Source organism: Nocardia sp. NPDC050413 (assembly GCF_040655475.1).
Lineage (GTDB): Bacteria > Actinomycetota > Actinomycetes > Mycobacteriales > Mycobacteriaceae > Nocardia > Nocardia coubleae.
Map to the genome: position 1 here is coordinate 111,976 of NZ_JBFAJZ010000003.1, position 23,640 is coordinate 135,615.

The following is a 23,640-nucleotide window of genomic DNA, read 5'->3' on the forward strand; positions in this document are numbered from 1 at the left end:
TCTCGTCAGTAGATGCAGGGCTTGGGCCGGCCTGCCCAGCCGCCGTTGAGGAATTCGCATACCGCCGAGAAGATGTCGCCCGTCGAGGACCCGACCTGGGTCGCGGCGGGGGCGATATCGGGTGCGGTGGCCGCATTGGCGGTCGTGACGGGGAGGGCGAGGCCGGCGATCACAGCGCTGACAGCAACGAGCTTCTTCATCGAGAGTCCTGTTCGGTAGTTGTCGATCGAGTTGTTCGCTCGGATGACGAGTCTGGCATATCTGACCGTTCGGTCAAATACCCGGAGGCACCGAATCGGGTTTCTCCCAACAGGTTCGCCGTCATTCCACGATGGTCGCGAGTACCCGGTCGAGGGCGTCTACAACCTTGCCCAGTTCCGCTTCGGTGACGGTGAGTGCCGGACGGAACCGGATTCCGCGTTCGCCGGTCCCGAGCAGCAGCACGTGTTCACGCTCGCGCAGGGCCGTCACCACCCGGTCCCGCAGTTGCGGCGTGGCAAGGGTGATCGCGCACATCAGCCCGCGCCCACGCACCTCGCTCACCTTCTCCGGGTACGCGGCGGCGAGCTGACCCAGCTGATCGAGCAGGTACCGGCCGAGGGGGCCGACCTTGTCGATCACCCGATCCTGTTCCAGCACTTCGAGAATGCGACGCGCACGCACCATGTCGGTGAGGTTGCCACCCCACGTGGAGTTGAGCCGCGAACTCACCCGGAAGACATTGTCGGGCACCTCGTCGACCCGGCCGCCCGCCATGATGCCGCAGACCTGCGTCTTCTTCCCGAAGGCCACAACGTCGGGCGCGACATCCAATTGCTGGTAGGCCCAGGTGGTTCCGGTGAGCCCGACACCGGTCTGCACCTCGTCGAGGACGAACAGGGCGTCGTTGTCGTGACACAACCGCTGCATCGCGGCCAGGAACCGCGGCCGCAGATGCCGGTCACCGCCCTCGCCCTGGATCGGTTCGGCGATGAAACAGGCGATGTCGTGCGGACGGTCGGCGAACGCGCGGGCGGCCTGAGCGAGGGTTTCGGCTTCGAGCGCGTCGAGGTCCTCGCCCGCGAAGGTGTGCGGGGTGTCCAGGCGTGGCCAGTCGAACTTGGGGAAGCGCGCGGTCTTGACCGGATCGGTGTTCGTCAGCGACATGGTGTAGCCGCTGCGCCCGTGGAAAGCGCCGGTCAGGTGCAGCACCTGGGTGCCGAGTTCCGGTGAGCGGCCGTGGGATTCGTTGTGCCTGCTCTTCCAGTCGAAGGCCACCTTGAGCGCGTTCTCCACCGCGAGCGCACCACCGTCGACGAAGAACAGGTGCGGTAGCCGCGGATCGCCGAGGACACGGGCGAAAGTGTCGACGAAGCGGGCCATCTCGACGGTGTAGACGTCGGAATTGCTCGGCTTGTTCACTGCGGCGGTGGCCAGTTCGGCGCGGAAGCGCTCGTCGCGAGCCAGCGCCGGATGGTTCATGCCGAGGGCATTGGAGGCGAAGAAGCCGAACATGTCGAGATAGGCGGTGCCGTCGCGTTCGTCGATGAGCGTGCGGCCGTGGGACTTGTGCAGGTCGAGCACAAGGTCGAAGCCGTCCGCGAGGATGTGCGAGGACAGGATTTCGTGGACCCGGTTGGCGGGGGTGACCGCCGCGCCGGGGCGCTCCAGTTCGATGGTCACGACCCGAGGGTACGCAACTATTTACGGAACATCCACGGAATGACGGATTAATTACGAAGAATCGTTACCTGTCGTAGAATGTCTGCAGGATGATGGTGCTGCGCGTCCGTACGTTGGCGGTGGCCCGGATCTCCTGCAGCAGCTGTTCGAGATGCCGGGGTGAGGCCACCCGAACCAGCAGGACGTAGCTCTCCTCGCCCGCCACCGAGTGGCACGCCTCGATGCCGGGAACGTGCTGCAGCAAGGCGGGCGCGTCATCGGGCTGGGACGGGTCGAGAGGAGTGATCGCGACGAATGCCGACAGCAGGTGCCCGAGCGCTTCGGGGTCGACGTTGGCCGTGTATCCGCGGATCACGCCGCGCGCCTCGAGCCTGCGCACCCGCGACTGCACCGCCGACACCGAGAGGCTGGCCTTCTCCGCCAGATTCGACAGGGTGGCGCGCCCGTCGTTCATCAGCTCTCTGATCAGGAGCCGGTCGATATCGTCGAGCTGGGGTCTAGCCGGTGTATCCGCCATCAGCGAAGGCTAACGCAGGCCGGGGGTTGCGCGGGGAAGACTTCTTTCTGTTCTCCTCCGAAATCCGAGCGAACTTTTCCGTGAGTCGTACCAACAGCAGAAGGTGAACAGTGATGACGCACACCGTGACCGAGCATTTCTCCGAACAGCTCTCGCTGCGCGCGAGGGCTTTGCTGCACGGCCTCGGCGCCGACGTGCCCGAGCCGGGCGTGCTGCTCGCGCGTACCCCGATCTCCGGCGGTGTCCTGCTCCCGCTCACTCCCGACACCACGGCCGACGTGGACGCCGCGATCGGTCGCGCGGCCGGCGCGTTCGAATCGTGGCGCACAGTGCCCGCCCCGGTGCGCGCGGCGCTGGTGCGCAGATTGTCGGCGTTGCTGGTCGCCCATCAGGACGAGCTGGCCGAGCTGGTCACGCTCGAGGCGGGCAAGATCGGCGCCGAAGCACTCGGCGAGGTGCAGGAGATGATCGACGTCTGCGAGTTCGCGATCGGCCTGTCGCGTCAGCTCTACGGCGCGACCATGCCGTCGGAGCGGCCCGGGCATCGGCTCATGGAGACCTGGCATCCGCTGGGGGTGGTCGGCGTGATCTCGGCGTTCAACTTCCCGGTCGCGGTGTGGGCGTGGAACACCGCTATCGCGCTGGTCTGCGGTGACACGGTGGTGTGGAAGCCGTCGGAGACGACCCCGCTCACCGCACTGGCCTGTCACACGCTGCTGCGCCGGGCCGCGCTCGAGGTCGGCGCGGATCCGCAAGTGCACCAGCTGGTCCAGGGTGACGCCACCGTCGGCGAGGCGCTCGTCGACGACCCACGGGTGGCGCTGCTGAGCGCGACCGGGTCGGTGCGGATGGGTGGCATCGTCGCGCCACGGGTGGCGGCCAGGTTCGGGCGGTGCCTGCTCGAGCTCGGTGGCAACAATGCCGCGATCGTGGCGCCGAGTGCCGATCTGGAGCTCGCGGTGCGCGGGATCGTGTTCGCGGCGGCGGGCACGGCGGGTCAGCGATGCACCACGCTGCGCCGGTTGATCGTGCACAGCTCGGTCGCCGATCAGCTCGTGGAGCGGCTGTCGTCGGCGTACAGCCAACTGCCCGTGGGTAATCCACTCGACGACGGTGTGCTCGTCGGCCCGCTCATCAACGAACGTGCCTACACCGCCATGCAGACGGCGCTGCTGCGCGCGAAGGACGAGGGCGGCGAAATCGTCTGCGGCGGTGAGCGGGTGGAGCTGATCGGGTCGGAGGCGTACTACGTGCGGCCCGCGCTCGTGCGAATGCCCGCGCAGACCGAACTGGTGCGCGAGGAGACGTTCGCACCGATTCTGTACGTGCTCACCTACGACGACCTCGACGAGGCCATCGCACTGAACAACGGTGTGACCCAGGGCCTTTCCTCGGCCATCTTCACCCTCGACCAGCGCGAAGCCGAACAGTTCATCGCCGGATCCGATTGCGGCATCGCCAATGTCAATATCGGCACCTCCGGCGCGGAGATCGGCGGCGCGTTCGGCGGGGAGAAGAACACCGGCGGCGGGCGCGAATCCGGGTCCGATTCCTGGAAGGCCTACATGCGCCGCGCGACCAACACGATCAACTACTCCGCCGAACTCCCGCTCGCCCAGGGCATCCATTTCGGCTGATCACAGCGGCGATTTCGCCTTCGGCCACCCCGCGTGTACAGTAGTGAATGCAACGCGGGATGGAGCAGCTCGGTAGCTCGCTGGGCTCATAACCCAGAGGTCGCAGGTTCAAATCCTGTTCCCGCTACCACCCGAAAGCCCCGGAGTTTCGACTCCGGGGCTTTCGTCGTTCATCCCAGTCGCAATGTCCAGTTGCCGCGGAAATGCAGCCGGGTGACGCTCGCCGGCTGAACATCGATGCGCCAGAAGGACTTCGGCGGCGCGTCGAGGACGACCAGCAGCGCCGCGCGGATCACCGAGGGATGTGTCACCGCGACGGTTTCCACACCCGCCGTCGCTATCTCGGCCAGCCAGAACCGCACCCGCTCCACCAGGTCGGTCACCGACTCACCACCGTGCCCGCGGAATTCCGGATCGGTGAGCCAGGCGAACAGCTGATCCTGCGGGAGCCTGCTCATCTCGGTACCCCGCCACGCCCCCGCGTCCAGGTCACGTAGTCGCTCGTCCCGCTCGCCCACCAGCCCGAGCGCCTCGGCGGTTTCGCGTACCCGACGTTCCGGGCCCGTCCGCACCTGCGCTCCGGTGAGCGGCGAGCACGTATCCAGCGCGGCGAGGCCCGCTGTGTCCAGGGGTTCGTCGACCGGGAAACGCGCCTTGCGTACCGCCTCGGTGAGGCCGTGGCCGACGAGGTCGACTCTCAGCACCGTTTGCACGATGGACCAGGGTACGGCGAGCGTGTTCCGGGCCACACCCCTCACCCCGGCTCGACCGGGGAATCTTCGACGGCCGTGCCATCGACGCTGGTCGCGGGCGGCGCGCGGATCGCGGAACCTGTCGGTGGGTGGGTGCACACTGAATCTCATGGACCGGTTCTCCCCCGCTACCGCGCAGTGGTTCGACGGCGCCTTTCCCGAGGCGACGTCGGCTCAGCTCGGCGCGTGGCAGGCCATCGCCGACGGGCAGCACACACTTGTCGTCGCGCCGACCGGCTCGGGCAAGACGCTGTCGGCGTTCCTGTGGGCGATCGACCAGCTCGCCCAGCGTGGGCCCGCTGAGCCCGGTACCCGTCGAGGGACGTCCGTGCTCTATGTCTCACCACTGAAAGCGCTGGCAGTGGACGTGGAGCGGAACCTGCGAGCCCCGCTGGTCGGAGTCACCCAGACGGCGAAGCGGCTGGGGCTCGACCCGCCGGAGATCTCGGTCGGCGTGCGATCCGGCGACACCACCCCCGCACAGCGCCGGGCGATGCAGCGCACCCCACCCGACATTCTCATCACCACACCCGAATCACTGTTCCTGCTGCTCACCTCCGCGGCCCGCGAAACCCTCGCCGAGGTCGAAACGGTGATCGTCGACGAAGTACACGCCATCGCGGGCTCCAAACGCGGCGCGCACCTGGCGCTGTCGCTGGCCCGGCTCGATCAGCTCACCGAACGGCCCGCGCAGCGCATCGGGCTGTCGGCCACCGTCCGCCCGCCCGAGGAGGTCGGGCGATTCCTCGTGGGCGACGCGCCGATCACCATCGTCCGGCCACCCGCGCCGAAGACCTTCGACCTGTCGGTTCGGGTGCCGGTGGCGGATATGACCGATCCGGGCGGCGACTCCGATCAGCCGGGTTCGATCTGGCCGCATGTCGACGAGGCCATCGTCGACCTGGTGCTCGAGCATCGTTCCTCGATCGTGTTCGCGAACTCGCGACGCCTCGCCGAACGATTGACCGCCCGGCTCAACGAGGCCTACGCCGCCAAGCTCGGCGAACCGGTCGAGACCGAGCACGCCCCGCCCGCCCAGCTCGGGCCGTCCACCGAGGTGATCCACGGTGCCGACCACCTGCTGGCGCGTGCGCATCACGGGTCGGTGAGCAAGGAGCAGCGGGCGATCATCGAGGACGACCTCAAGACCGGCCGACTGCGATGCGTGGTCGCCACGAGCAGTCTCGAGCTGGGCATCGACATGGGTGCGGTCGACCTGGTCGTACAGGTGGAGGCGCCGCCGTCGGTGGCGAGCGGGTTGCAGCGGGTCGGGCGGGCCGGGCACCAGGTGGGCGAGATCTCGCGGGGTGTGCTGTTCCCCAAGCACCGCACCGATGTCATCCATTGCACCGTCGCCGCCCAGCGCATGCTGTCCGGGCAGATCGAACTGCTCCAGATTCCCGCGCATCCGCTCGACATCCTCGCCCAGCAGACCGTTGCCGCCTGCGCGCTGGAACCGCTCGATGTCGACGCCTGGTTCGATGTCGTCCGGTCGACCGGAAGCTACGCGCAGCTGCCCCGCTCGGCGTATGAGTCCGTGCTCGATCTGCTCGCCGGTCGGTATCCGTCCGACGAGTTCGCGGAGCTGCGGCCCCGCGTGGTGTGGGATCGCGATGCGGGCACGCTGACCGGGCGCCCCGGTGCGCAACGCCTGGCCGTCACCTCGGGTGGGGCGATCCCCGATCGCGGAATGTTCGCGGTGTTCATGGTGGGTGAGAAAGCTTCTCGGGTAGGTGAACTCGACGAGGAGATGGTCTACGAGTCCCGGGTCGGTGATGTGTTCGCGCTCGGTGCGACCAGCTGGCGGATCGAGGAGATCACCTTCGACCGGGTGCTGGTGTCGCCTGCGTTCGGGCTGCCCGGTCGGCTGCCGTTCTGGCACGGCGACGGGCTGGGCCGGCCGGCCGAATTGGGTGCGGCGCTGGGCGAATTCGTTCGCACGGCTGGGCAGGTTCCCGCCGACGAGCTCACCCAGATCGTGTCCGACATGGGCGCCGAGGTCTCGGCTCCTGGAGTTACCCCCGATTCGGCGGAATCCCCTGTTGGGAAGGGTGTCCCGCTGGAAAGCCGGGCGCGATCACGCGGTGCGAATCGGGTCGGGGCGGAGTTGAGTAAGCCCGCTGCGCGGCTCGAGGAGTTGGTGCGCACAGCTGGGCTGGATCAGAACGCGACGGCCAATCTGGTCGGGTTGCTCGACGAACAGCGCACGGCGACAGGGCAATTGCCTACCGATCGCACCCTGGTGGTCGAGCGGTTCCGGGACGAACTCGGTGACTGGCGGCTCGTGCTGCATTCGCCCTACGGCACGCCGGTGCACGCACCGTGGGCGCTGGCGGTGGGGGCGCGTCTGCAGGAACAGTTCGGGATCGACGCGGCGCCGACCGCGTCCGACGACGGCATTGTCGTGCGGTTGCCCGACACCACGGATCAGCCGCCGGGTGCCGAACTGTTCGCGTTCGAACCCGACGAGATCGACGACATCGTCACCGAACAGGTCGGTGGTTCGGCGCTGTTCGCGTCCCGGTTCCGGGAGTGCGCCGCCCGCGCGCTGCTGCTGCCACGGCGCGACCCGGGTAAGCGGGCCCCGCTGTGGCAGCAGCGGCAACGGTCGGCCCAATTGCTCGATGTGGCAAGGAAATTCCCGCAGTTCCCGATCCTGTTGGAAACCGTGCGCGAATGCCTGCGCGATGTGTACGACCTGCCAGCCCTGCGCGACCTGCTCACCCGGGTGGCACGCCGGGAGATCCGCCTGGTCGAGGTGGAGACCGCCACCCCGTCACCGTTCGCCAACGCCCTGCTGTTCTCCTACATCGGCCAGTTCCTCTACGACGGTGACAGCCCGCTGGCCGAACGCCGCGCCGCCGCCCTCGCCCTCGACTCGAGCCTGCTCGCCGAACTCCTGGGCCGCGTAGAACTGCGCGAACTCCTCGACCCAGCCGTCCTCGACCTCACCGAACGCGAACTCCAACGCCTCACCCCCGAACGCCACGCCCGCGACGCCGAAGGCCTGGCCGATCTCCTGCGCCTCCTCGGCCCCCTCACGCCCACCGAAGCCGCCGCCCGCTGCGTACCCCGCCCCGGAACCCTCACAGCCGCCAGCTGTGCTGCCGACGGAGGTACGTCGGTGGGCGGCGACGAGTCGCAGATGCTCGCGGACTCCGATGCCCCGGCGTGGTTCGCGGAACTGCGGGAGTCGCGGCGGGCGCTGGAGGTTTCGTTCGCCGGACGGACCTGGTGGGTCGCGGTGGAGGACGCGGCTCGGTTGCGGGATGCGCTGGGGGTGCCGTTGCCCATCGGGGTGCCCGCCGCGTTCATCGAGCCGGTGCCGGATCCGCTGGGTGATCTTGTCGGGCGGTATGCGCGCACGCACGCGCCGTTCACGACTGCGTCCATTGCCGAGCGATTCGGCTTGGGGACGGCGGTCGCGGTTACCGCTCTGCATCGATTGCTTGCAGAAAAGCGCGTTGTGGAGGGGGAATTCACGCCGGGTGCGGCCGGTGGTGAGTGGTGTGACGCACAGGTGTTGCGACGGTTGCGGCGTCGTTCGCTCGCGGCGGCGCGGCATGAGGTCGAGCCGGTCGCCACCGCGGCATTCGCTCGCTTCCTGCCTGCCTGGCAACACGTCGGTTCGGGAGAGTTGCGTGGCATCGACGGAGTGGCCACGGTGGTGGAACAGCTTGCGGGCGTACCTGTTCCGGCCTCGGCGTGGGAATCGTTGATCCTGCCGATGCGGGTGCGCGACTACTCCCCCGCCATGCTCGACGAACTCATGGCCACCGGCGAGGTGATCTGGTCGGGGCACGGCGCTATCACCGCCCGCGACGGCTGGATCGCCCTGCACCTGGCCGAACAGGCCCCGGTCACCCTGCCCCCACCCGACGACATCGACCCGACCGACGTCCAACTCGACCTCCTCATCGCTCTCGGCGCCGACATCGAGCCCCGCCCACAAACCCGGCGCAGCTCCGAGTCCACAAAACCCGCCGACGAGGCCGCCCACGACAGTTCGGCGCCAGGAAGGCCCGACGCTGTCGATATCGACGCCGACCGCTCGAACGTCGGGAAGACCTCGCAAACAAGCACATCCGACTTCCCTGACGCATCCAGTACGAGTGGACCGGATCGGGCACGTCCCCCGAAGGGAACCGGTCGGGTCGGCAGCACCGGGTACGCGAGCGAGGCGATAGATCTCGACGTACCCGCCGGTGGGGACGACCGTCGAATTCCGGCGAACCTCAGCGGCGGCGGCGCGTATTTCTTCCGCCAGCTGTCGGATGCGACCGGGCTGCTCGACGACAAGGCAGTCGGCGACGCTCTCTGGCAGTTGGTCTGGGCCGGTTACGTCTCCGGCGACACCTTCGCCCCGGTGCGGGCACTCCTGTCGGGCACCGCGCGCAGCACCACCGCCCATCGCACCCCGCGCCGCGCTCCCCGCGCCCGTGCATACCTCCCCCGCCCATCGATGCCGACCCGCTCGGGCCCGCCGACCGTGGCTGGACGATGGTCGATACTCCCGGAACGCGTGCGCGACAACACTGTTCGTGCCCACGCCACGGCCGATCAGCTCATCGAGCGATACGGCGTGCTGACGCGCGGCTCCGTACAGAACGAAGGCGTGCCGGGCGGGTTCGCGCTGATGTACCGGGTGCTCACCGAGTTCGAGGACCGTGGCCGGTGCAGGCGCGGCTACTTCGTCGACACTCTCGGTGGCGCGCAGTTCTCCACCACCGACACCGTCGACCGATTACGTTCCTTCGACACCGACCGCGACAACGACCGGGCAGGCGTCGCCGTGGCCCTGGCCGCCTGCGACCCGGCCAACCCCTACGGAGCCGCCCTGCCGTGGCCCAAGGGCGATGCTGACAGTGGTCACCGGCCGGGCCGCAAAGCGGGGGCGCTGGTGGTGCTGGTCGGCGGTGAACTGGTGCTCTATGTGGAGCGCGGCGGCAAGACCCTGCTCAGCTTCACCGAGGACATCGGCCTGCGCCGCACAGCGGCCGTCGCCTTGGCACAGCTGGTCACCGACCGCCGGGTCGACGGCCTGGTGATCGACAAGATCAACGGTGAAACCGTGCATGGCCACACCTTCGTCGACGTCCTCGTGGAGGCGGGCTTCTCGATGACACCACGCGGACTCCGACTGCGCAGGCAGGTGTAGCCGATGCCCGAGGGCGACACCGTTTTCCGCACCGCCGAACGGCTACGCACCGCGCTGGCCGGGAAGACGCTGACCCGCAGCGACTTCCGTGTGCCGCGCTACGCCACCGTCGACCTTGTCGGCGAAGTCGTCGACGATGTAGTGAGCTACGGCAAGCACCTGTTCGTGCGCACCGACCGGGCCAGCATCCACACCCACCTGAAAATGGAGGGCACCTGGCGGGTGTTCCACTGCGGCCAGCGCTGGACCAAACCGCGGGTCACCGCGCGACTCGTGCTGGCCACCGAGGAGGTCGAGGCCGTCGGCTTCTCGCTCGGCAAAGTGCAGGTCCTGCCGCGCGCCGAGGAACACACCGTCATCGATCACCTCGGCCCCGATCTGCTCGGGCCCGGCTGGGACGCCGCCGAGGCGCTGCGTCGCCTGTCCGGGTATCCGCGCCGCCCCGTCGGCCTCGCCCTGCTCGACCAGCGCAATCTGGCGGGCATCGGCAATATCTACCGCAGCGAGATCTGCTTCCTGCGCCGCGTCCACCCGGCCACGCCCGTCGGCGAGATCGCCGATCTCCCTGCCCTCGTCGACGAGTCACACCGGGTTCTCGGCAAGGCCGCGCACGAACCACCGTGGCGGCCGATGGTCTACGGGCGCACCCGCCGGCCGTGCCCGCGCTGCGGCACCGCCATCGCCTCCCAGCTCCTCGGGGAGGACGACCCCGCCGACCGCATCACCCAGCGCGAGCGTGGCATCTATTTCTGTCCGCGCTGCCAGCCGGTTCCCTGAAAACAGCTCGCCGTCGCCGCCGTGGTCCGATACGCTCACCAGAATCGTTCCCACCGCTAACTTCCCGGCAGTTCACCAGGTAGAGAGCAGGTTTCGCAATGGCATGTCGGATCAGTGAGCTCGTACTCGAGTGCCGCGAGCCCGAGACGCTCGCCCAGTTCTGGTGCGCGGTACTCGATTTCGTCGTGCTCGATCGCGACGACGACGGCAGCATCGAGATCGGGCCACGCGAAGGCTTCGGCGGCCCGCAGCCGACGATCATCCTCAGCCCCACCGACAACCCCACGCCCGGCAAGGCCCGCCTGCACATCGACGTCAACCCCACCGACCGCGATCAGGACGCCGAACTCGCGCGCCTGCTCGAACTCGGCGCACGTCCCGCGGATATCGGCCAGACGGGCGACGAGCAGTGGCATGTGCTGGCCGATCCCGAGGACAACTACTTCTGCTTGCTGAAGGCGCGCATCGACCCGGTCTGAGGGTCAGCGGTCCTGCGGTACCGGTTCCAGCAGTTGCGGACGCGGCTCCGGGGCGGCGACCCGCAAGGCGTCGGCCGACTTGTCGTCCGGCTGGGTCTGCGATTCGATCTCCGCGCGCACCCGCGCCTGGTAGGTCGACACCTCGCGCTCGATGTCGTCGTCGTCCCAGCCGAGAATCGGCGCCACCAGGTGCGCGACCTGCTCGGCACAGTTGGCGCCCCGGTCGGGGTATTCGATGGAGATGCGGGTGCGCCGGGCCAGGATGTCGTCGAGGTGCAGGGCGCCCTCCGCGGCGACCGCGTACACCGCTTCCACCTGCAGGTAGGCGGGGGCATCGGTAATCGGTTGCAGCAGTTCGGGTTTGCCCTGGGCCATGGCGAGCACCTCGTCGACGACCGAGCCGTAGCGGTCGAGCAGGTGGGTCATCCGGTACGGGTGGACGCCGTAGTGCTCGGCCAGTTGCACGGTCTGGTTCACCAGCGCGAAGTACCCGTCGGCGCCGAGCAGGGCAACCTTCTCGGTGATCGACGGCGACACACGGGCCGGAATGTCCTGCGCCGCTTCGTCCATCGCATCGGCCGCCATCACCCGGTAGGTGGTGTACTTGCCGCCCGCGATACTCACCAGGCCGGGCGCCACCCGCGCCACGGCATGCTCACGCGACAGCTTCGACGTCTCGTCGCTCTCCCCCGCCAGCAGCGGTCGCAGGCCCGCGTACACGCCGTCGATATCGGCGTGGGTGAGCGGCGTGACCAACACCTCGTTCACCCGGTCGAGCAGATAGTCGATGTCGGCCTTGGTCGCGGCGGGATGCGCGAGGTCCAGATTCCAGTCGGTGTCGGTGGTGCCGACGATCCAGTGCGCGCCCCACGGAATGACGAACAGTACCGAGGTGGCGGTCCGCAGGATGATCGCCGCGTCGCTGACGATGCGGTCGCGCGGGACGACGATGTGCACACCCTTGGACGCCCGCACGTGGAATCGGCCGCGTTGATGCGACAGACCCTGCACCTCGTCGGTCCACACGCCCGTCGCGTTGATGACCACGCTCGCGCGCACCTCGGCGGTCCGCCCGTCCTCGGTGTCGCGCAGCTTCGCCCCGACCACCCGGTCGGCCTCCCGCAGCAGTCCCACCACCTGGGTGGACGTGCGGATGACGGCACCGTAGTGGGCGGCGGTGCGGGCGACGGTCATGGTGTGGCGGGCGTCGTCGACGACGGTGTCGTAGTAGGTGACACCGCCGATCAGCGCGTCACGGCGCAGCCCCGGCGCCAATCGCAGCGCCCCGTGACGGGTCAGATGATGCTGTCCCGGAACGGATTTCGCGCCACCCATGGTGTCGTAGAGGGTCAGGCCGGCGGCGACGTACGGCCGTTCCCACAGCCGGTGGGTGAGCGGGTACAGGAACCGCAGCGGCTTCACCAGGTGCGGCGCCAGCGTCGACAACGCCAGCTCGCGCTCCTTGAGCGCCTCGCGCACCAACCCGAACTCGAGCTGCTCGAGGTAGCGCAGACCGCCGTGGAACATCTTCGACGACCGGCTCGAGGTGCCCGAGGCGAGGTCACGCGCCTCAACGAGGGCGACCGACAGGCCACGGGTCGCCGCGTCGAGCGCGATCCCGGAGCCGACCACGCCGCCGCCGATGACCAGCACGTCGAATCGGTCCTTGCCGAGGCGCTCCCAGGCGGTGCGCCGGTGTTCGGGCCCGAGCTCACCGGGGCCGAGCCGGTCCCGTTTTCCGCCTGCGACCAACTCACCAGGGTTCAGGAACGGAAACTCCGGTGTCTGCGACATGCTCGACTCCTCGCCGCCGACCGTGTACGGCCGGTCCCAGCCGACAGTTGGGTGCAGACGCCGGGCACGTCCCGGCGCTGCCTACAGGCTAAACGTAGTGCCCGCCCGGCGTGTGGGACGAACCCGGCGAGGCGCGTGGCCGAAATTCGGCACCCGCGCCCAACCGGGCGATTCCCGCTCGTCGTCGGCGACAAAGCTTGCTACGACGACCGCGCGGTTGGGTAGCCTGCCTGAATGCGTCGCTATGTGGCCGCCATCGATCAGGGCACGACTTCGAGTAGGTGCATCGTCTTCGACCGGCAGGGCCGGATCGTCGGGACCGCGCAACGCGAACATCGGCAGATCTTCCCCAGGCCCGGCTGGGTGGAGCACGATCCGGTCGAGGTGTGGCGCAATACCGAATGGGTGCTCGGCGCCGCGCTCGGCAACAGTGGTTGCTCGGCGGGCGATCTGGCCGCCATCGGTATCACCAACCAGCGCGAGACCACCGTCGTGTGGGACCGGACCACCGGCGAACCGGTGTACAACGCCATCGTCTGGCAGGACACCCGCACCGATCAGCTGTGCACCGAGCTCGGTGGCGAGCAGGGTCCGTCGCGGTACGCCGACCGCACCGGATTGCCGCTGTCGACCTATTTCGCCGGTCCGAAACTGCGCTGGATCCTCGACAATGTGGCGGGCGCACGGGAAAAGGCGCAGGCGGGTGACCTGTGTTTCGGCACGATGGATACCTGGGTGCTGTGGAATCTCACCGGTGAACACCGCACCGATGTCACCAATGCCTCGCGCACGATGCTGATGGATCTGCGCACGCTGCGCTGGGATTCGCAGATCTGCGCGGAATTCGACGTGCCGATGTCGATGCTGCCCGAGATCCGCAGCTCCTCGGAGGTGTACGCGGAGATCACCGCCGGGCCCTTCGCCGGCGCGCCCGTGGCGGGCATTCTCGGCGACCAGCAGGCCGCCACCTTCGGGCAGGCGTGCCTGTCGCCCGGCGAAGCCAAGAACACCTACGGCACAGGTAATTTCATGCTGCTCAATACCGGGACGACACCGGTGTTCAGCAAGCACGGGTTGCTCACCACCGCGTGCTACCAGATCGGTGACTCTCCCGCCGTCTACGCGCTGGAAGGGTCCATCGCGGTCACCGGTTCGCTGGTGCAGTGGTTGCGTGACAACCTCGGCATCATCTCCTCCGCCCCCGAAGTGGAAACCCTGGCCCGCACGGTCCCCGACAACGGCGGCGCCTACTTCGTCCCCGCCTTTTCCGGCCTGTTCGCCCCGCGCTGGCGGCCCGACGCCCGAGGCGTCATCGCGGGCCTCACCCGCTTCGTCACCAAGGCCCATCTGGCAAGAGCCGCACTGGAATCCACCGCTTTCCAGACACGCGAGGTGGTCGACGCCATGCGTGCCGACGCCGCCGCACAGCACCTCGACCTGGAACTGACCACCCTCAAGGTCGACGGCGGCATGACCGGCAACGACCTGCTCATGCAATTCCAGGCCGACATCCTCGACGTCCCCGTTGTCCGCCCGGTGGTCCGCGAAACCACCGCCCTCGGCGCCGCCTACGCCGCGGGCCTGGCCGTCGGCTACTGGTCCAGCCTCGACGACCTGCGCGACAACTGGATCGCCGACCACACCTGGACCCCCGACATGCCTGAATCCGAACGCACCCAACGCTATTCGGAATGGAACAAGGCCGTGGAACGCACCTACAACTGGTCCTGAGGATGGACGACCGCCCTCGCAAGCTGCCTCGGCAACGCCGGGCGCGCGAGACCGTGGAAACGCTGCTCGAGGCCGCCGCCCAGGTGTTCTCCCGCGAGGGCGCGGCGGCCACGACCAACCGGATCGCCGAGCGGGCAGGCGTCTCGATCGGCACGCTGTACCAGTACTTTCCGAACAAGACGGCGATGTTGCGCGCCTTGGCCGAGCGCCACTTCCTCGCCGCCGCGACGGGACTCGGCGAGGTGTTCGCGCGGTTGCGGTCCGAGGAGCCACCGTTCGACGAGACGCTGCGTGCGATCGTGACGGCTGTCGCCGGTCTGCATCGCGACCGGCCTGCCCTGCACGCCCTCATGCACCGCGTCGCGTTGCGGCTGCCCGCGGAGTGGGAGGCGATGCGGGCCTTCGAGGACTACCTCGTCGCCGAGGTGGAGTTCCATCTGCGGCGATTCGGGCGCGGCGGAGCTGATCCGCAGCTCACCGCACGGACCCTGGTCCACGCCGTCGACACCCAGGTGCACCGCGTCATGACGCGACATACCGTCGATGCGGATGCGCTGCTCGTACTGGCGCGGCAGTTGCTGCCGGAGGGCTGAACGGGCAGTGGACGGCGCGATTCCGGCCGGTCAGAGCGGGCGGACCGAGCCGATGACCTCCCGCAAGGTGTCGGCCAGCTGCGTCAGCCCCGGCTCTTCGACGGGGAAGTGACCGCATCCCTCGAGCAACACCGCTTTCGTGTCGGCGGCGATCCGGTCGAGGAACCGCACGCTCAGCTCCGGCGGCGTCCACCGGTCCGCCGCGGGGTGGACCAGCGTGACCGGTGAACCTTGATAGTCCTGTGGCGGTGTGTGTTCGAACAAAAGGAAGTCCGTGAGAAACCCGACCGGAATCCACACGCCGCCGCCCCGCGGGTCGCTGCCGCAGTGTCGCGACAGTGCCGGGTCCAGGCTCATGTTCGCCATATCGACCATCCATCGAATCGGCAGGCGCACACCGCCCGCCACTCGCCCCGCACCCGAGAGAACGCCACGTGGCAACGCGCCCAATGTCTTCCAGCGGGCAGCCGCCCGACGAGCGGCCGGGTCAGCAGGGTCGAGCAGGCAGGTCGCCACCACATGCGCGGCCCGCCCGGTCCGCGCCGCCACCTCGTACGCGAGCATCCCGCCGACACTCGCGCCGAACAGCACGAGCGGCCTGCTGTCGTATTCGGTTTCAGCACAGACGAACTCGCTCACCAGCTCCACCCAGTCGCGATACCGCACCGACGTGGGCTTCGGCTCGACGGTGTCGCCGTAGAGCGGAAGATCCAGCGCCGCGACCGAAACCCCCTTCCCTGCAGCAATTCCGAGCAGCGGCCAAACCAACCCCGCATGCCCACCCGCCCCGTGCAACGCCAACACCCGAACACCCGCGTCCCCACGCTCCGCCCTGGCCACATGCACCCTGCGCCCCCGCCACTCCCACCACGTCGACTCCGGCTCGACCACCTTCTCCCGATACCGAACCGGCAGGAACTTCACATAACTCGAATACTCCATACGCACAGAATCCGGCCCCGAATACCCGCTGCCAACTCGCATTCACGACCCCGATCCGGCCGCAAAAACACCCACTGAGCAGCACCATCGCAAAACACTGATTCACGTGCTCGCATTTCGAACATCGCTACAGCGGCCTCCGAGGCGACAACAGTTCAGGCTCGGGGGCTCGGAGTCCGGTCAATCGTTGTAGACAGTGTTCCCGTGTGCCCGGATTCGGCCTGTCGACGCCGCCGAATCGCGCATGACTGCATCCTGATCACCCCGGCGCACAAGGCCTCACGAAGAGTCGAGGCCCTTACGAGCGACCGGTGAGCCACTATCAGACGCTGGTCGTGGCTGCTTTTGCCAGGCGATGGACGGCTTCGGCGAGGGTGGGTTCGTCGGAGGTGGTGAAGCAGAGGCGCATGGAGGTCTGGTAGGCGTCGGTGACGGCGAAGGCGGCGCCGGGGACGTAGGCGACGCCTGCTTCCAGGGCGGTGGGGAGGAGGGTCGAGGCGTTGGTGCCGTCTGTGAAGTCGGCCCAGATGAACATTCCGCCGGTGGGGTCGGTGCAGCGGACGCGGTCGGCGAAGGTGGTGCGCAGGGCGGTGACGAGGGCGCGGGCGCGGGTGCCGTAGGCGGCGCGGATGGTGTCGACGTGGGTGGTGAGCCAGTCGGTGTCGGTGAGCAGGTCGGTGGTGATCTGGTGGGTGAGGGCCGAGCCGCATAGGTCGGCGCCTTGTTTGAGGAGTTCGACCGCGCGACAGACCTTTTCGGGGGCGATCAACCAGCCGACGCGCAGGGCGGGGGCCAGGATCTTGGACACGCTGGACAGCCGGATCACCTGGGGTGAATAGGAGGCGACCGGCGACGGGGCCGGCTGGTCGAACCAGAGTTCGCCGTAGGGATCATCTTCGATCACCCAGAAGCCGTGTGCCTCAGCCAGTTCGGCGAGGCGACGGCGGCGCTCGGGTGCCAGGGTGACCCCACCGGGATTGTGGAAGTTGGCGACGGTGTGGACGACGGCCGGACGCTCACCGGCGGCCAGCAGCTCCTCCAGCACGTCGATACGTAGTCCGTCGGCGTCGAGCGGCACGGCGACGATGCGCGCACCGGCCGCCCGGAACACCTGCAGCGCACCGACATACGCCGGATCCTCCACCACGACCAGGGCGCCGGGATCGAGCAGCACCTCGGCCAGCAGCGACAACGCCTGCTGCGAACCATGGGTGATGAACACCTCGCCGACCGGCACCGACCTGCCGATCTTGGCGGACTCGCGCTCGGCGATCACCGCACGCAGCGCGGGCCAGCCGGGCGACTCCGTGTACTGCAGCACCGCCGGATCACGCAGGGCCGACTCGGCGGCGGCGGCGATCCGCTCGCCGGGCATCAGCGCCGCATCCGGCAGACCACCGGCAAGGCTGATGATCTCCGGCCGCGCGGTGAGTTTGAGCAGATCCCTGATCGCCGAACTCTGCAAACCGGCGAGCTTGCCCGCCAATGCTGGACTGGTCAGCGACATGGAAACCTCCGGGAACGCCAGGGGACGCGATGACCAACGATCGCACAGCATTCACCAGAATATGAAATTGTTGTCCCAGATAATGGGACTATGGGAGGGCGGTAATGGACTTGACCTGCCACTTCCCATCGGTCAGGCTGGTGACGATCTCCTGCTTATAGACCACCGACGTACGGTCGGGATGCCACTCACGCAGTTCCACGTCATAGACGCCGACACCGGTCTCGCGCACCTTCACGCAGTGCGTGGTACCCCTCGGGATCTGATCGTCGATCGCCTTCTGGATGACATCGGCGGGCGAGATGGTCACCGCGTCGGGCGCGACGAACTCACGCACGCGCGCACCGGAGCGTTCGACATAGAAGGCGTACTGGAAGCCGAGGATCGCCCTGGCGCCCGAGGATGTGTCGCCCGGGCCGTTGCCGACGGTGAGACCCTCGTCGGCGATCGTCCGGCAGTCGGCACCCGCGGCGGAGGTGACCGGCGCCGCGGTAGGCCCGGGATCCTCGCCGCCACCACGCTTGACCAGCCCGATCGTCAGCACCAGCGCGACGACGAGCAGGACCGCGGCCACGACACCGCCGATGATCCAGCGCATCCGGTTGTCGGGCTCGGACTCCTCGGCGACCGGCGCGACCGGCGTCTTCGGGGCGAGCCTGCGGGCGATGGGGTCGTCGGCCCAGGACAGGCCGGGTTCGGGCGGTTTGGGGACGCCGCCGTCGTCGTCGGGACTGTTCCACCAGGCCCGGTCCTCGGCGTCGTTGTCCTTGGCCGGTGCGCGCGGCGGTTCGGGGGCGCGTTCCGGCTCGGTGACCCGCTGCTGGCGCGGCGCGGAGTTGCGCCGGATGACCTCGGTCTCTTCCTTCCCGGAAGTCACCGGCACCGAGTCGCCGAACACCGAGCTACCGGCGGCGGAAGCGTCGGCACCGAAACGCACCGTCGGATCGGCGGGCGGGGTGGGTCGTGCGGGCGGCGGTGTCGCGACAGCGTCACCGAACGGCGAAGGACGCGGCGGCGCAACAGGATTCGCGGGCGGCGGCGTGGCCCCACCGAAAACGGAGGTCGGTGCCGAAGAACGACGCGGCGCAGGCGGACTCGTGGGCGGCGGCGTGGACACGGCGTCGCCGAAGACGGATGTCGGAGCCGAACGACGCGGCGGCACAACAGGATCGGACCCGCGCGGCGGAACAGGCCCATTCGGCGGAACGTTCCCGGCGGGAGGCACCGGACCAGGAGCGGCGGGCGGAACGGGTCCGGCCGGGGGCATCGGCGCACCCACCGGCGCACCGAACGGCCCGGGCGCGGGTGCGGAGCCCGGCTGCGCTGGTCGCCAACCGACCTCCGGCAGCGGTCCCGGCGGAGCGGGCGGCGGCACGGCGAGCGGACCACCGAAACCGGCGTCGTCGACCGGCGGCCCGAAATCGCCTACGGGAGGACCGAATTCACTCGCGGGCCGGTTACGGCCGCGCTCGTTCTCGTCATCCTCGGTGGCCACAGTCCCATCCTTTCCCCAGGACACACGTGTGGGGCGGTCGCCATCCGACCGCCCCACACGACGTACTGCGTGTCAGTACTGGAGCGAGCCACCCCACTGAGTGGTGACACCCGCGACGTTGATCGTCTGCAGCAGCTCCCCCGGCACCGGAAGTGTAGCCTTCGCGGCCTGTTCCATCGCGGCGGCACCGCCCGGCTGGGCCTTGATCCAGTTCTCGACCGCCGCCTTGGCCAGGTTGGCCTGGGTGGTGTCGAGGACGGTGACCATGGTGTTGTCGGGGCGGCCGTCGCCACCGTTGAAGGTGGTGACCTTCACCGAGTTCTCGCCGACGTACTCGACCGCCACACCGGCGTCACCGAAGCCGCCACCCGGCGTGCGGTAGCCGATGGTGCCGACGTAACCGGACGCGTTGTTGTAGTGGTGGGTGTTGGCCAGCACACCCGGCAGCAGCGAACCGCCGTCGACGGTGACGCCGACTTCCTGGTGCGGGCCTTCCATCTCGACGACCGGCGCGGCGGGCGCGTTGGCCAGGCGCGGCGCCTGCCAGGCGGGCTCCTGCGCTTCCTGCGGCTCCTGCACCAGGGTCTCGGGGCCGTCTTCGGCACCACCCTGCGCCTGCGGGGCGGCGGGCTGGTTCTGCGAAGGCTGCGCGGGCGTCTGCTGGGCGGGGGTGCCGCCCTGCTGGCCCGGCGCGGCCTCTTCCGGCTTCTCCGGGTTGTTCACGGCGGGCTGGGCGGGGTTGCCCTGACCGGCCTGACCCGGCACCGGCAGCGGCGCGGTACGCGGGGTGGTGGTGACACCCGGCTGGCTCGGCGTCGGCTTGGCCTGCTCCGGCTCCTCCGGCGCGGGGGTGGTGACACCCGGCTGCGCGGGGGTGGGCTTGGACTCGCCCGGCTTCACGTTCTCCGGGGTCTCCGGCTGCTTCTCTTCAGGAGTGACCGTCTCCGGCGTCTCCCCCGGCTGCTGGCTCGGGGTCTCGGTGCCCGGCTGCGCAGGAGCCGGAGTCGCGGGTGTGGTCGGCTGGTCGCTGGGGACCGCGCCGGCCGGAGCCGCGAGGAGGGTCGCCACGGCCGCGGCGGCGGCCAGGGGCAACGACGTGCTTGCCATCGCTCGCTGCGCCCGACTCGGCTTACGATGCTTCACTTTTCGCTAATCCCTTTCCCGGAGGGAATCCCCCACAATCCACCACGCGCTCGCATTCGAACGCGCCTCGGCCGTGAGTCAACCATATGAGCGCGAGACAGGCAACGCGGCAGTAGCTTTCGGATATCGGCCGTGGGGGCTCAGTCCAGGTCGTCGTGGCGCATCAGCAAACGACCGGCTTCGGTGACCGATCCGGTGAGCGACGGATACACCGAGAAGGTCTGCGCGAGGTCGGTGACGGTGAGGTTGTTCTGCACCGCGAGCGCGATCGGCAGGATCAGCTCCGAGGCGATGGGGGCGACGACCACGCCGCCGATCACCACACCGGTGGCGGGGCGGCAGAAGATCTTGACGAAACCCCGGCGCAGTCCCGACATCTTCGCGCGCGGATTCGTGTTGAGCGGCAGCATGACCGTGCGTGCGGGCACCTCACCGTTGTCGATGGCGGTCTGGCTCACGCCGACGGTCGCGATCTCCGGACGGGTGAACACCGCCGAGGCGACGGTCTTGAGCCGGATGGGGCTCACGCCCTCACCGAGCGCGTGGTACATCGCGATCCGGCCCTGCATCGCGGCCACCGAGGCGAGCGGGAGCAGGCCGGTGCAGTCACCCGCCGCGTAGATGCCCGGCACCGAGGTGCGCGACACGCGGTCGACACGCAGGTAGCCGTTGTCGAGTTCGATACCGACCCGGTCGAGACCGAGATCGGCGGTGTTCGGGGTGGATCCGACGGTCATCAGGGCATGGGTGCCGGTGACGGTCCGCCCGTCGGACAGCTTCACCACGATGCCGTCGGCCGTGCGCTCCACGGCGTCGGCGCGGGCGTGCTTGACCAGTTCCACACCGCGTTCGGCGAGGGCTTCCTCGAGCACGAGGGCGGCGTCGGCGTCCTCACCGGGCAGCACGCGGTCGCGGCTGGACACCAGCTTCACCCGCACACCCATCTCGGTGTAGGCGGAGACGAATTCGGCACCGGTGACACCGGATCCGACCACCACCAGGGTCTCGGGCAGTTCCGGCAGGTCGTAGAGCTGGCGCCAGGTGAGAATGCGCTCACCGTCTGGTTCGGCGCCGCGCAGGACCCGCGGGCTGGCGCCGGTGGCGATGAGCACCACTTCGGCCTCGAATTCCTCGGTGCTGCCGTCGACCATGGTGGCACGCACACGATGCGCCAAACCGGCTGCGGGACCGACCAATTCACCGCGCCCGGCCAGCAGCTGCACACCCGCGGCCTGCAGTTTGGCGCGGATGTCGGAGGACTGGGCGAGGGCGAGCGCCTTCACGCGGCCGTTCACCTCGGGCAGGTTCACCTTCGCCTGGCTCGCGTCGAGGGTGATGCCGAGGTCGCGGGCGCGGCGCAGGTCGGTACGCAGACCGGTGGAGGCGATGAACGTCTTCGACGGAACGCAATCCCACAGCACACAGGCGCCACCGATGCCGTCGGCATCGACCAGGGTCACCGAGGCCCCGTGCTGGGCGGCCACCAGAGCCGCCTCGTATCCCGCCGGTCCACCGCCGATGATCGCAATCCGTGCCACCAGTCACGCTCCTGTGCTCGCCTGATCGGGCATCGCCCCTTGTGAGGGCCGCCCGCGCTGTCGCCCCATCATTTCAGGTGCGCCGTGACGCGACCGGGTCGGCTCGGTGAACAAGGTTCGGCGTGTTCGCCGTCACCGCCGAGTGTGACAGTGAGCCGATCTGGGTGGGAGACAGGAATTCCGCGCGGTTTATTGGCTACAGTTCCTCAGGTGCCGATCTATGCCGCTTACGGGTCCAACATGGACTCCACGCAGATGCTGGAACGCTGCCCGCATTCGCCCATGTCGGGGACCGGGTGGCTGGAAGGTTGGCGCCTGACCTTCGCCGGTGACGACATCGGCTGGGAAGGGCCGTTGGCCACCGTCGTCGAAGATCCGGGCTCCCGGGTGTTCGTCGTCCTCTACGACGTGTCCCCGGAGGACGAGGAACGCCTCGACCGCTGGGAGGGCTCCGACTTCGGCATCCACAAGAAGATCCGGCTGCGGGTCACCGGCACCCAGGGCGAGTCCCGGCTGGCCTGGCTGTACGTGCTCGACGCGTACGAGGGTGGGCTGCCGTCGGCGCGTTATCTGGGTGTCATCGCCGATGCCGCCGAGAAGGCAGGCGCGCCCGAGGACTACGTGCACGCCTTGCGCACCCGCAACAGCAAGAATGTGGGTCCGGGGTCGGCCTGAGCCGAGCCCCGATACGGGGAGTGCGCCACCTACCGCACTCCCCGCCGCCCCTCAGGCCTGCAGCACGATGTTCGTCAGGGTCCGCACTCCGACGGCAAGCGCGCGTTCGTCGATATCGAACGTCGGCTGATGCAGGTCGAGTTGCTCGCCGGTGCCCGACCACACACCGAGACGCGCCATCGCGCCCGGCGCGTGTTCCAGATACCAGGAGAAGTCCTCGCCGCCGCCCGACTGGGGGGTGTCGGCCAGCGCGTCGGGACCGATCGCCAGGACGGCGTTCTCGAACATCAGGGTCGAGGCCGCGTCGTTGACCACCGGGGGCACGCCGCGCTTGTAGTTGAGCTGGTACCGCACACCGGTCGGCGCGAGCAGGCTGTCGACGATCTCGCGGACCAGCGGCTCGAGCAACAACCACGTGGGATGGTCGCCGGTGCGGACGGTTCCGGTGAGCATGCCGGTCTGCGGGATGGCGTTGGGCGCCTTGCCCGCGCTCACCGCGCCCCACACCATCACGGTGCTGGTGCGCGGATCGACCCGCCTGCTCAGCAACCCGGGCAGCCCGGTGATGACGGTGCCGATGGCGTACACCAGGTCGCTGGTGAGGTGCGGCCGGGACGTATGCCCGCCGGGCGAGTCGAGCACGAGTTCGACGGTGTCGGCCGCCGAGGTGATCGCCCCGGTCCGCAGCCCGACCTTGCCCACTTCCAGCCGCGGGTCGCAGTGCAGCGCGAAGATCCGGTCGACGCCGTTCATCCCGCCCGCCGCGACCACGTCGAGCGCGCCGCCGGGCATCACTTCCTCGGCGGGCTGGAAGATCAACCGCACGCCGACCGGCAGGGTGTGTTCGGCCTCGGCCAGCGCGAGCGCGGTCCCGAGCAGCACCGTGGTGTGCGCGTCGTGACCGCAGGCGTGCGACACACCGGGCACGGTCGAGGCGAAGCTCAGGCCGGTGAATTCCTGCATCGGCAGGGCGTCCATGTCGGCGCGCAGAGCAATGCGCGGTCCGTCGGACGGTCCGAGATCACAGATCAGGCCGGTGCCTCCGGGCAGCACCTCCCAGGTCAGGCCCGCCTTGGTGAGCCAGCCGGAGACGAACTCGGTGGTGGCGAACTCCGCCCGCGACAACTCGGGGTTGGCGTGGATGTGCCTGCGCCATTGCACCAGGTCACCGGTGTGTTCGGCCAGCCATGCGTCGACGATCTCGGTTCCCGACATCATGGTTGGTTCGGCGGCCGGCCGG

18 protein-coding genes and 1 tRNA gene are annotated in these 23,640 nt (G+C 68.9%); 8 read left to right on the forward strand and 11 right to left on the reverse strand.

Going from position 1 to position 23,640, the window contains the following annotated elements; genetic code table 11:
- Positions 1-5: 5 nt before the first annotated feature.
- The 3 genes from AB0I19_RS10295 to AB0I19_RS10305 all read right to left on the reverse strand — a co-directional run bounded on the left by AB0I19_RS10295 (position 6) and on the right by AB0I19_RS10305 (position 2,179).
- On the reverse strand, positions 6-200 hold the full coding sequence (locus AB0I19_RS10295; RefSeq protein ID WP_357146943.1) for a hypothetical protein: 195 nt from the start codon (positions 198-200) through the stop codon (positions 6-8).
- 121 nt (positions 201-321) lie between these two features.
- Positions 322-1,662, reverse strand: a complete 1,341-nt coding sequence (gene lat, locus AB0I19_RS10300) for an L-lysine 6-transaminase (protein ID WP_357146946.1) — start codon at positions 1,660-1,662, stop codon at positions 322-324.
- 64 nt (positions 1,663-1,726) lie between these two features.
- Complete coding sequence (locus AB0I19_RS10305; protein WP_067490712.1) at positions 1,727-2,179, reverse strand: Lrp/AsnC family transcriptional regulator; 453 nt, start codon at positions 2,177-2,179, stop codon at positions 1,727-1,729.
- A gap of 113 nt (positions 2,180-2,292) precedes the next feature.
- Between AB0I19_RS10305 and AB0I19_RS10310 the strand changes: the two genes are divergently transcribed.
- Both AB0I19_RS10310 and AB0I19_RS10315 read left to right on the forward strand, forming a co-directional pair.
- Positions 2,293-3,816: an aldehyde dehydrogenase family protein gene (locus AB0I19_RS10310; RefSeq protein WP_357146949.1), complete on the forward strand. Its 1,524-nt coding sequence runs from the start codon at positions 2,293-2,295 to the stop codon at positions 3,814-3,816.
- 53 nt (positions 3,817-3,869) lie between these two features.
- Positions 3,870-3,946, forward strand: a tRNA-Met gene (locus tag AB0I19_RS10315).
- Between the two features lie 40 nt (positions 3,947-3,986).
- Here AB0I19_RS10315 and AB0I19_RS10320 read toward each other — a convergent pair.
- Positions 3,987-4,529: a histidine phosphatase family protein gene (locus tag AB0I19_RS10320; protein WP_357146952.1), complete on the reverse strand. Its 543-nt coding sequence runs from the start codon at positions 4,527-4,529 to the stop codon at positions 3,987-3,989.
- Positions 4,530-4,677: 148 nt separating this feature from the next.
- Here AB0I19_RS10320 and AB0I19_RS10325 point away from each other — a divergent pair, with 148 nt between their 5' ends.
- The 3 genes from AB0I19_RS10325 (at position 4,678) to AB0I19_RS10335 (ending at position 10,982) form a co-directional block, all read left to right on the forward strand.
- Entirely contained in the window at positions 4,678-9,726 is a 5,049-nt protein-coding gene (locus AB0I19_RS10325) for an ATP-dependent helicase (RefSeq protein ID WP_357146955.1), read from the forward strand.
- A 3-nt stretch (positions 9,727-9,729) separates the two neighbouring features.
- On the forward strand, positions 9,730-10,503 hold the full coding sequence (locus AB0I19_RS10330; RefSeq protein ID WP_357146958.1) for a DNA-formamidopyrimidine glycosylase family protein: 774 nt from the start codon (positions 9,730-9,732) through the stop codon (positions 10,501-10,503).
- Between the two features lie 98 nt (positions 10,504-10,601).
- Positions 10,602-10,982: a VOC family protein gene (locus tag AB0I19_RS10335; protein WP_357146961.1), complete on the forward strand. Its 381-nt coding sequence runs from the start codon at positions 10,602-10,604 to the stop codon at positions 10,980-10,982.
- A 3-nt stretch (positions 10,983-10,985) separates the two neighbouring features.
- Here the strand turns inward: AB0I19_RS10335 and glpD are convergent, their stop codons facing one another.
- A complete protein-coding gene (gene glpD / locus AB0I19_RS10340) occupies positions 10,986-12,776 on the reverse strand; it encodes a glycerol-3-phosphate dehydrogenase (protein ID WP_357146963.1) in 1,791 nt (596 codons plus the stop codon).
- Between the two features lie 234 nt (positions 12,777-13,010).
- On the opposite strand from glpD, the gene glpK reads away from it, so the two are divergent.
- Together glpK and AB0I19_RS10350 are read left to right on the forward strand one after the other, a co-directional pair.
- Positions 13,011-14,507: a glycerol kinase GlpK gene (glpK, locus tag AB0I19_RS10345; protein WP_357146966.1), complete on the forward strand. Its 1,497-nt coding sequence runs from the start codon at positions 13,011-13,013 to the stop codon at positions 14,505-14,507.
- A gap of 2 nt (positions 14,508-14,509) precedes the next feature.
- Positions 14,510-15,100, forward strand: a complete 591-nt coding sequence (locus tag AB0I19_RS10350; RefSeq protein WP_357146969.1) for a TetR/AcrR family transcriptional regulator — start codon at positions 14,510-14,512, stop codon at positions 15,098-15,100.
- Between the two features lie 30 nt (positions 15,101-15,130).
- Here AB0I19_RS10350 and AB0I19_RS10355 read toward each other — a convergent pair whose 3' ends face one another.
- From AB0I19_RS10355 to AB0I19_RS10375, 5 genes are all read right to left on the reverse strand, one after another.
- Positions 15,131-16,042, reverse strand: coding sequence for an alpha/beta fold hydrolase (locus AB0I19_RS10355; RefSeq protein ID WP_357146972.1), 912 nt, complete (start codon positions 16,040-16,042; stop codon positions 15,131-15,133).
- A gap of 322 nt (positions 16,043-16,364) precedes the next feature.
- A complete protein-coding gene (locus tag AB0I19_RS10360; protein WP_357146975.1) occupies positions 16,365-17,549 on the reverse strand; it encodes a PLP-dependent aminotransferase family protein in 1,185 nt (394 codons plus the stop codon).
- Positions 17,550-17,637: 88 nt separating this feature from the next.
- Positions 17,638-19,044: a hypothetical protein gene (locus tag AB0I19_RS10365; RefSeq protein ID WP_357146978.1), complete on the reverse strand. Its 1,407-nt coding sequence runs from the start codon at positions 19,042-19,044 to the stop codon at positions 17,638-17,640.
- 72 nt (positions 19,045-19,116) lie between these two features.
- Complete coding sequence (locus AB0I19_RS10370; RefSeq protein ID WP_210740789.1) at positions 19,117-20,151, reverse strand: hypothetical protein; 1,035 nt, start codon at positions 20,149-20,151, stop codon at positions 19,117-19,119.
- Positions 20,152-20,327: 176 nt separating this feature from the next.
- Complete coding sequence (locus AB0I19_RS10375) at positions 20,328-21,725, reverse strand: NAD(P)H-quinone dehydrogenase (protein WP_357146980.1); 1,398 nt, start codon at positions 21,723-21,725, stop codon at positions 20,328-20,330.
- Between the two features lie 210 nt (positions 21,726-21,935).
- Between AB0I19_RS10375 and AB0I19_RS10380 the strand changes: the two genes are divergently transcribed.
- Positions 21,936-22,400 (forward strand): gamma-glutamylcyclotransferase, encoded by a 465-nt coding sequence (locus AB0I19_RS10380; protein WP_067490738.1) that lies wholly within the window; start codon positions 21,936-21,938, stop codon positions 22,398-22,400.
- 51 nt (positions 22,401-22,451) lie between these two features.
- On the opposite strand, the gene AB0I19_RS10385 is transcribed toward AB0I19_RS10380, so the two are convergent.
- On the reverse strand, positions 22,452-23,615 hold the full coding sequence (locus AB0I19_RS10385; protein ID WP_067490766.1) for a M20 family metallopeptidase: 1,164 nt from the start codon (positions 23,613-23,615) through the stop codon (positions 22,452-22,454).
- Positions 23,616-23,640: the final 25 nt, after the last annotated feature.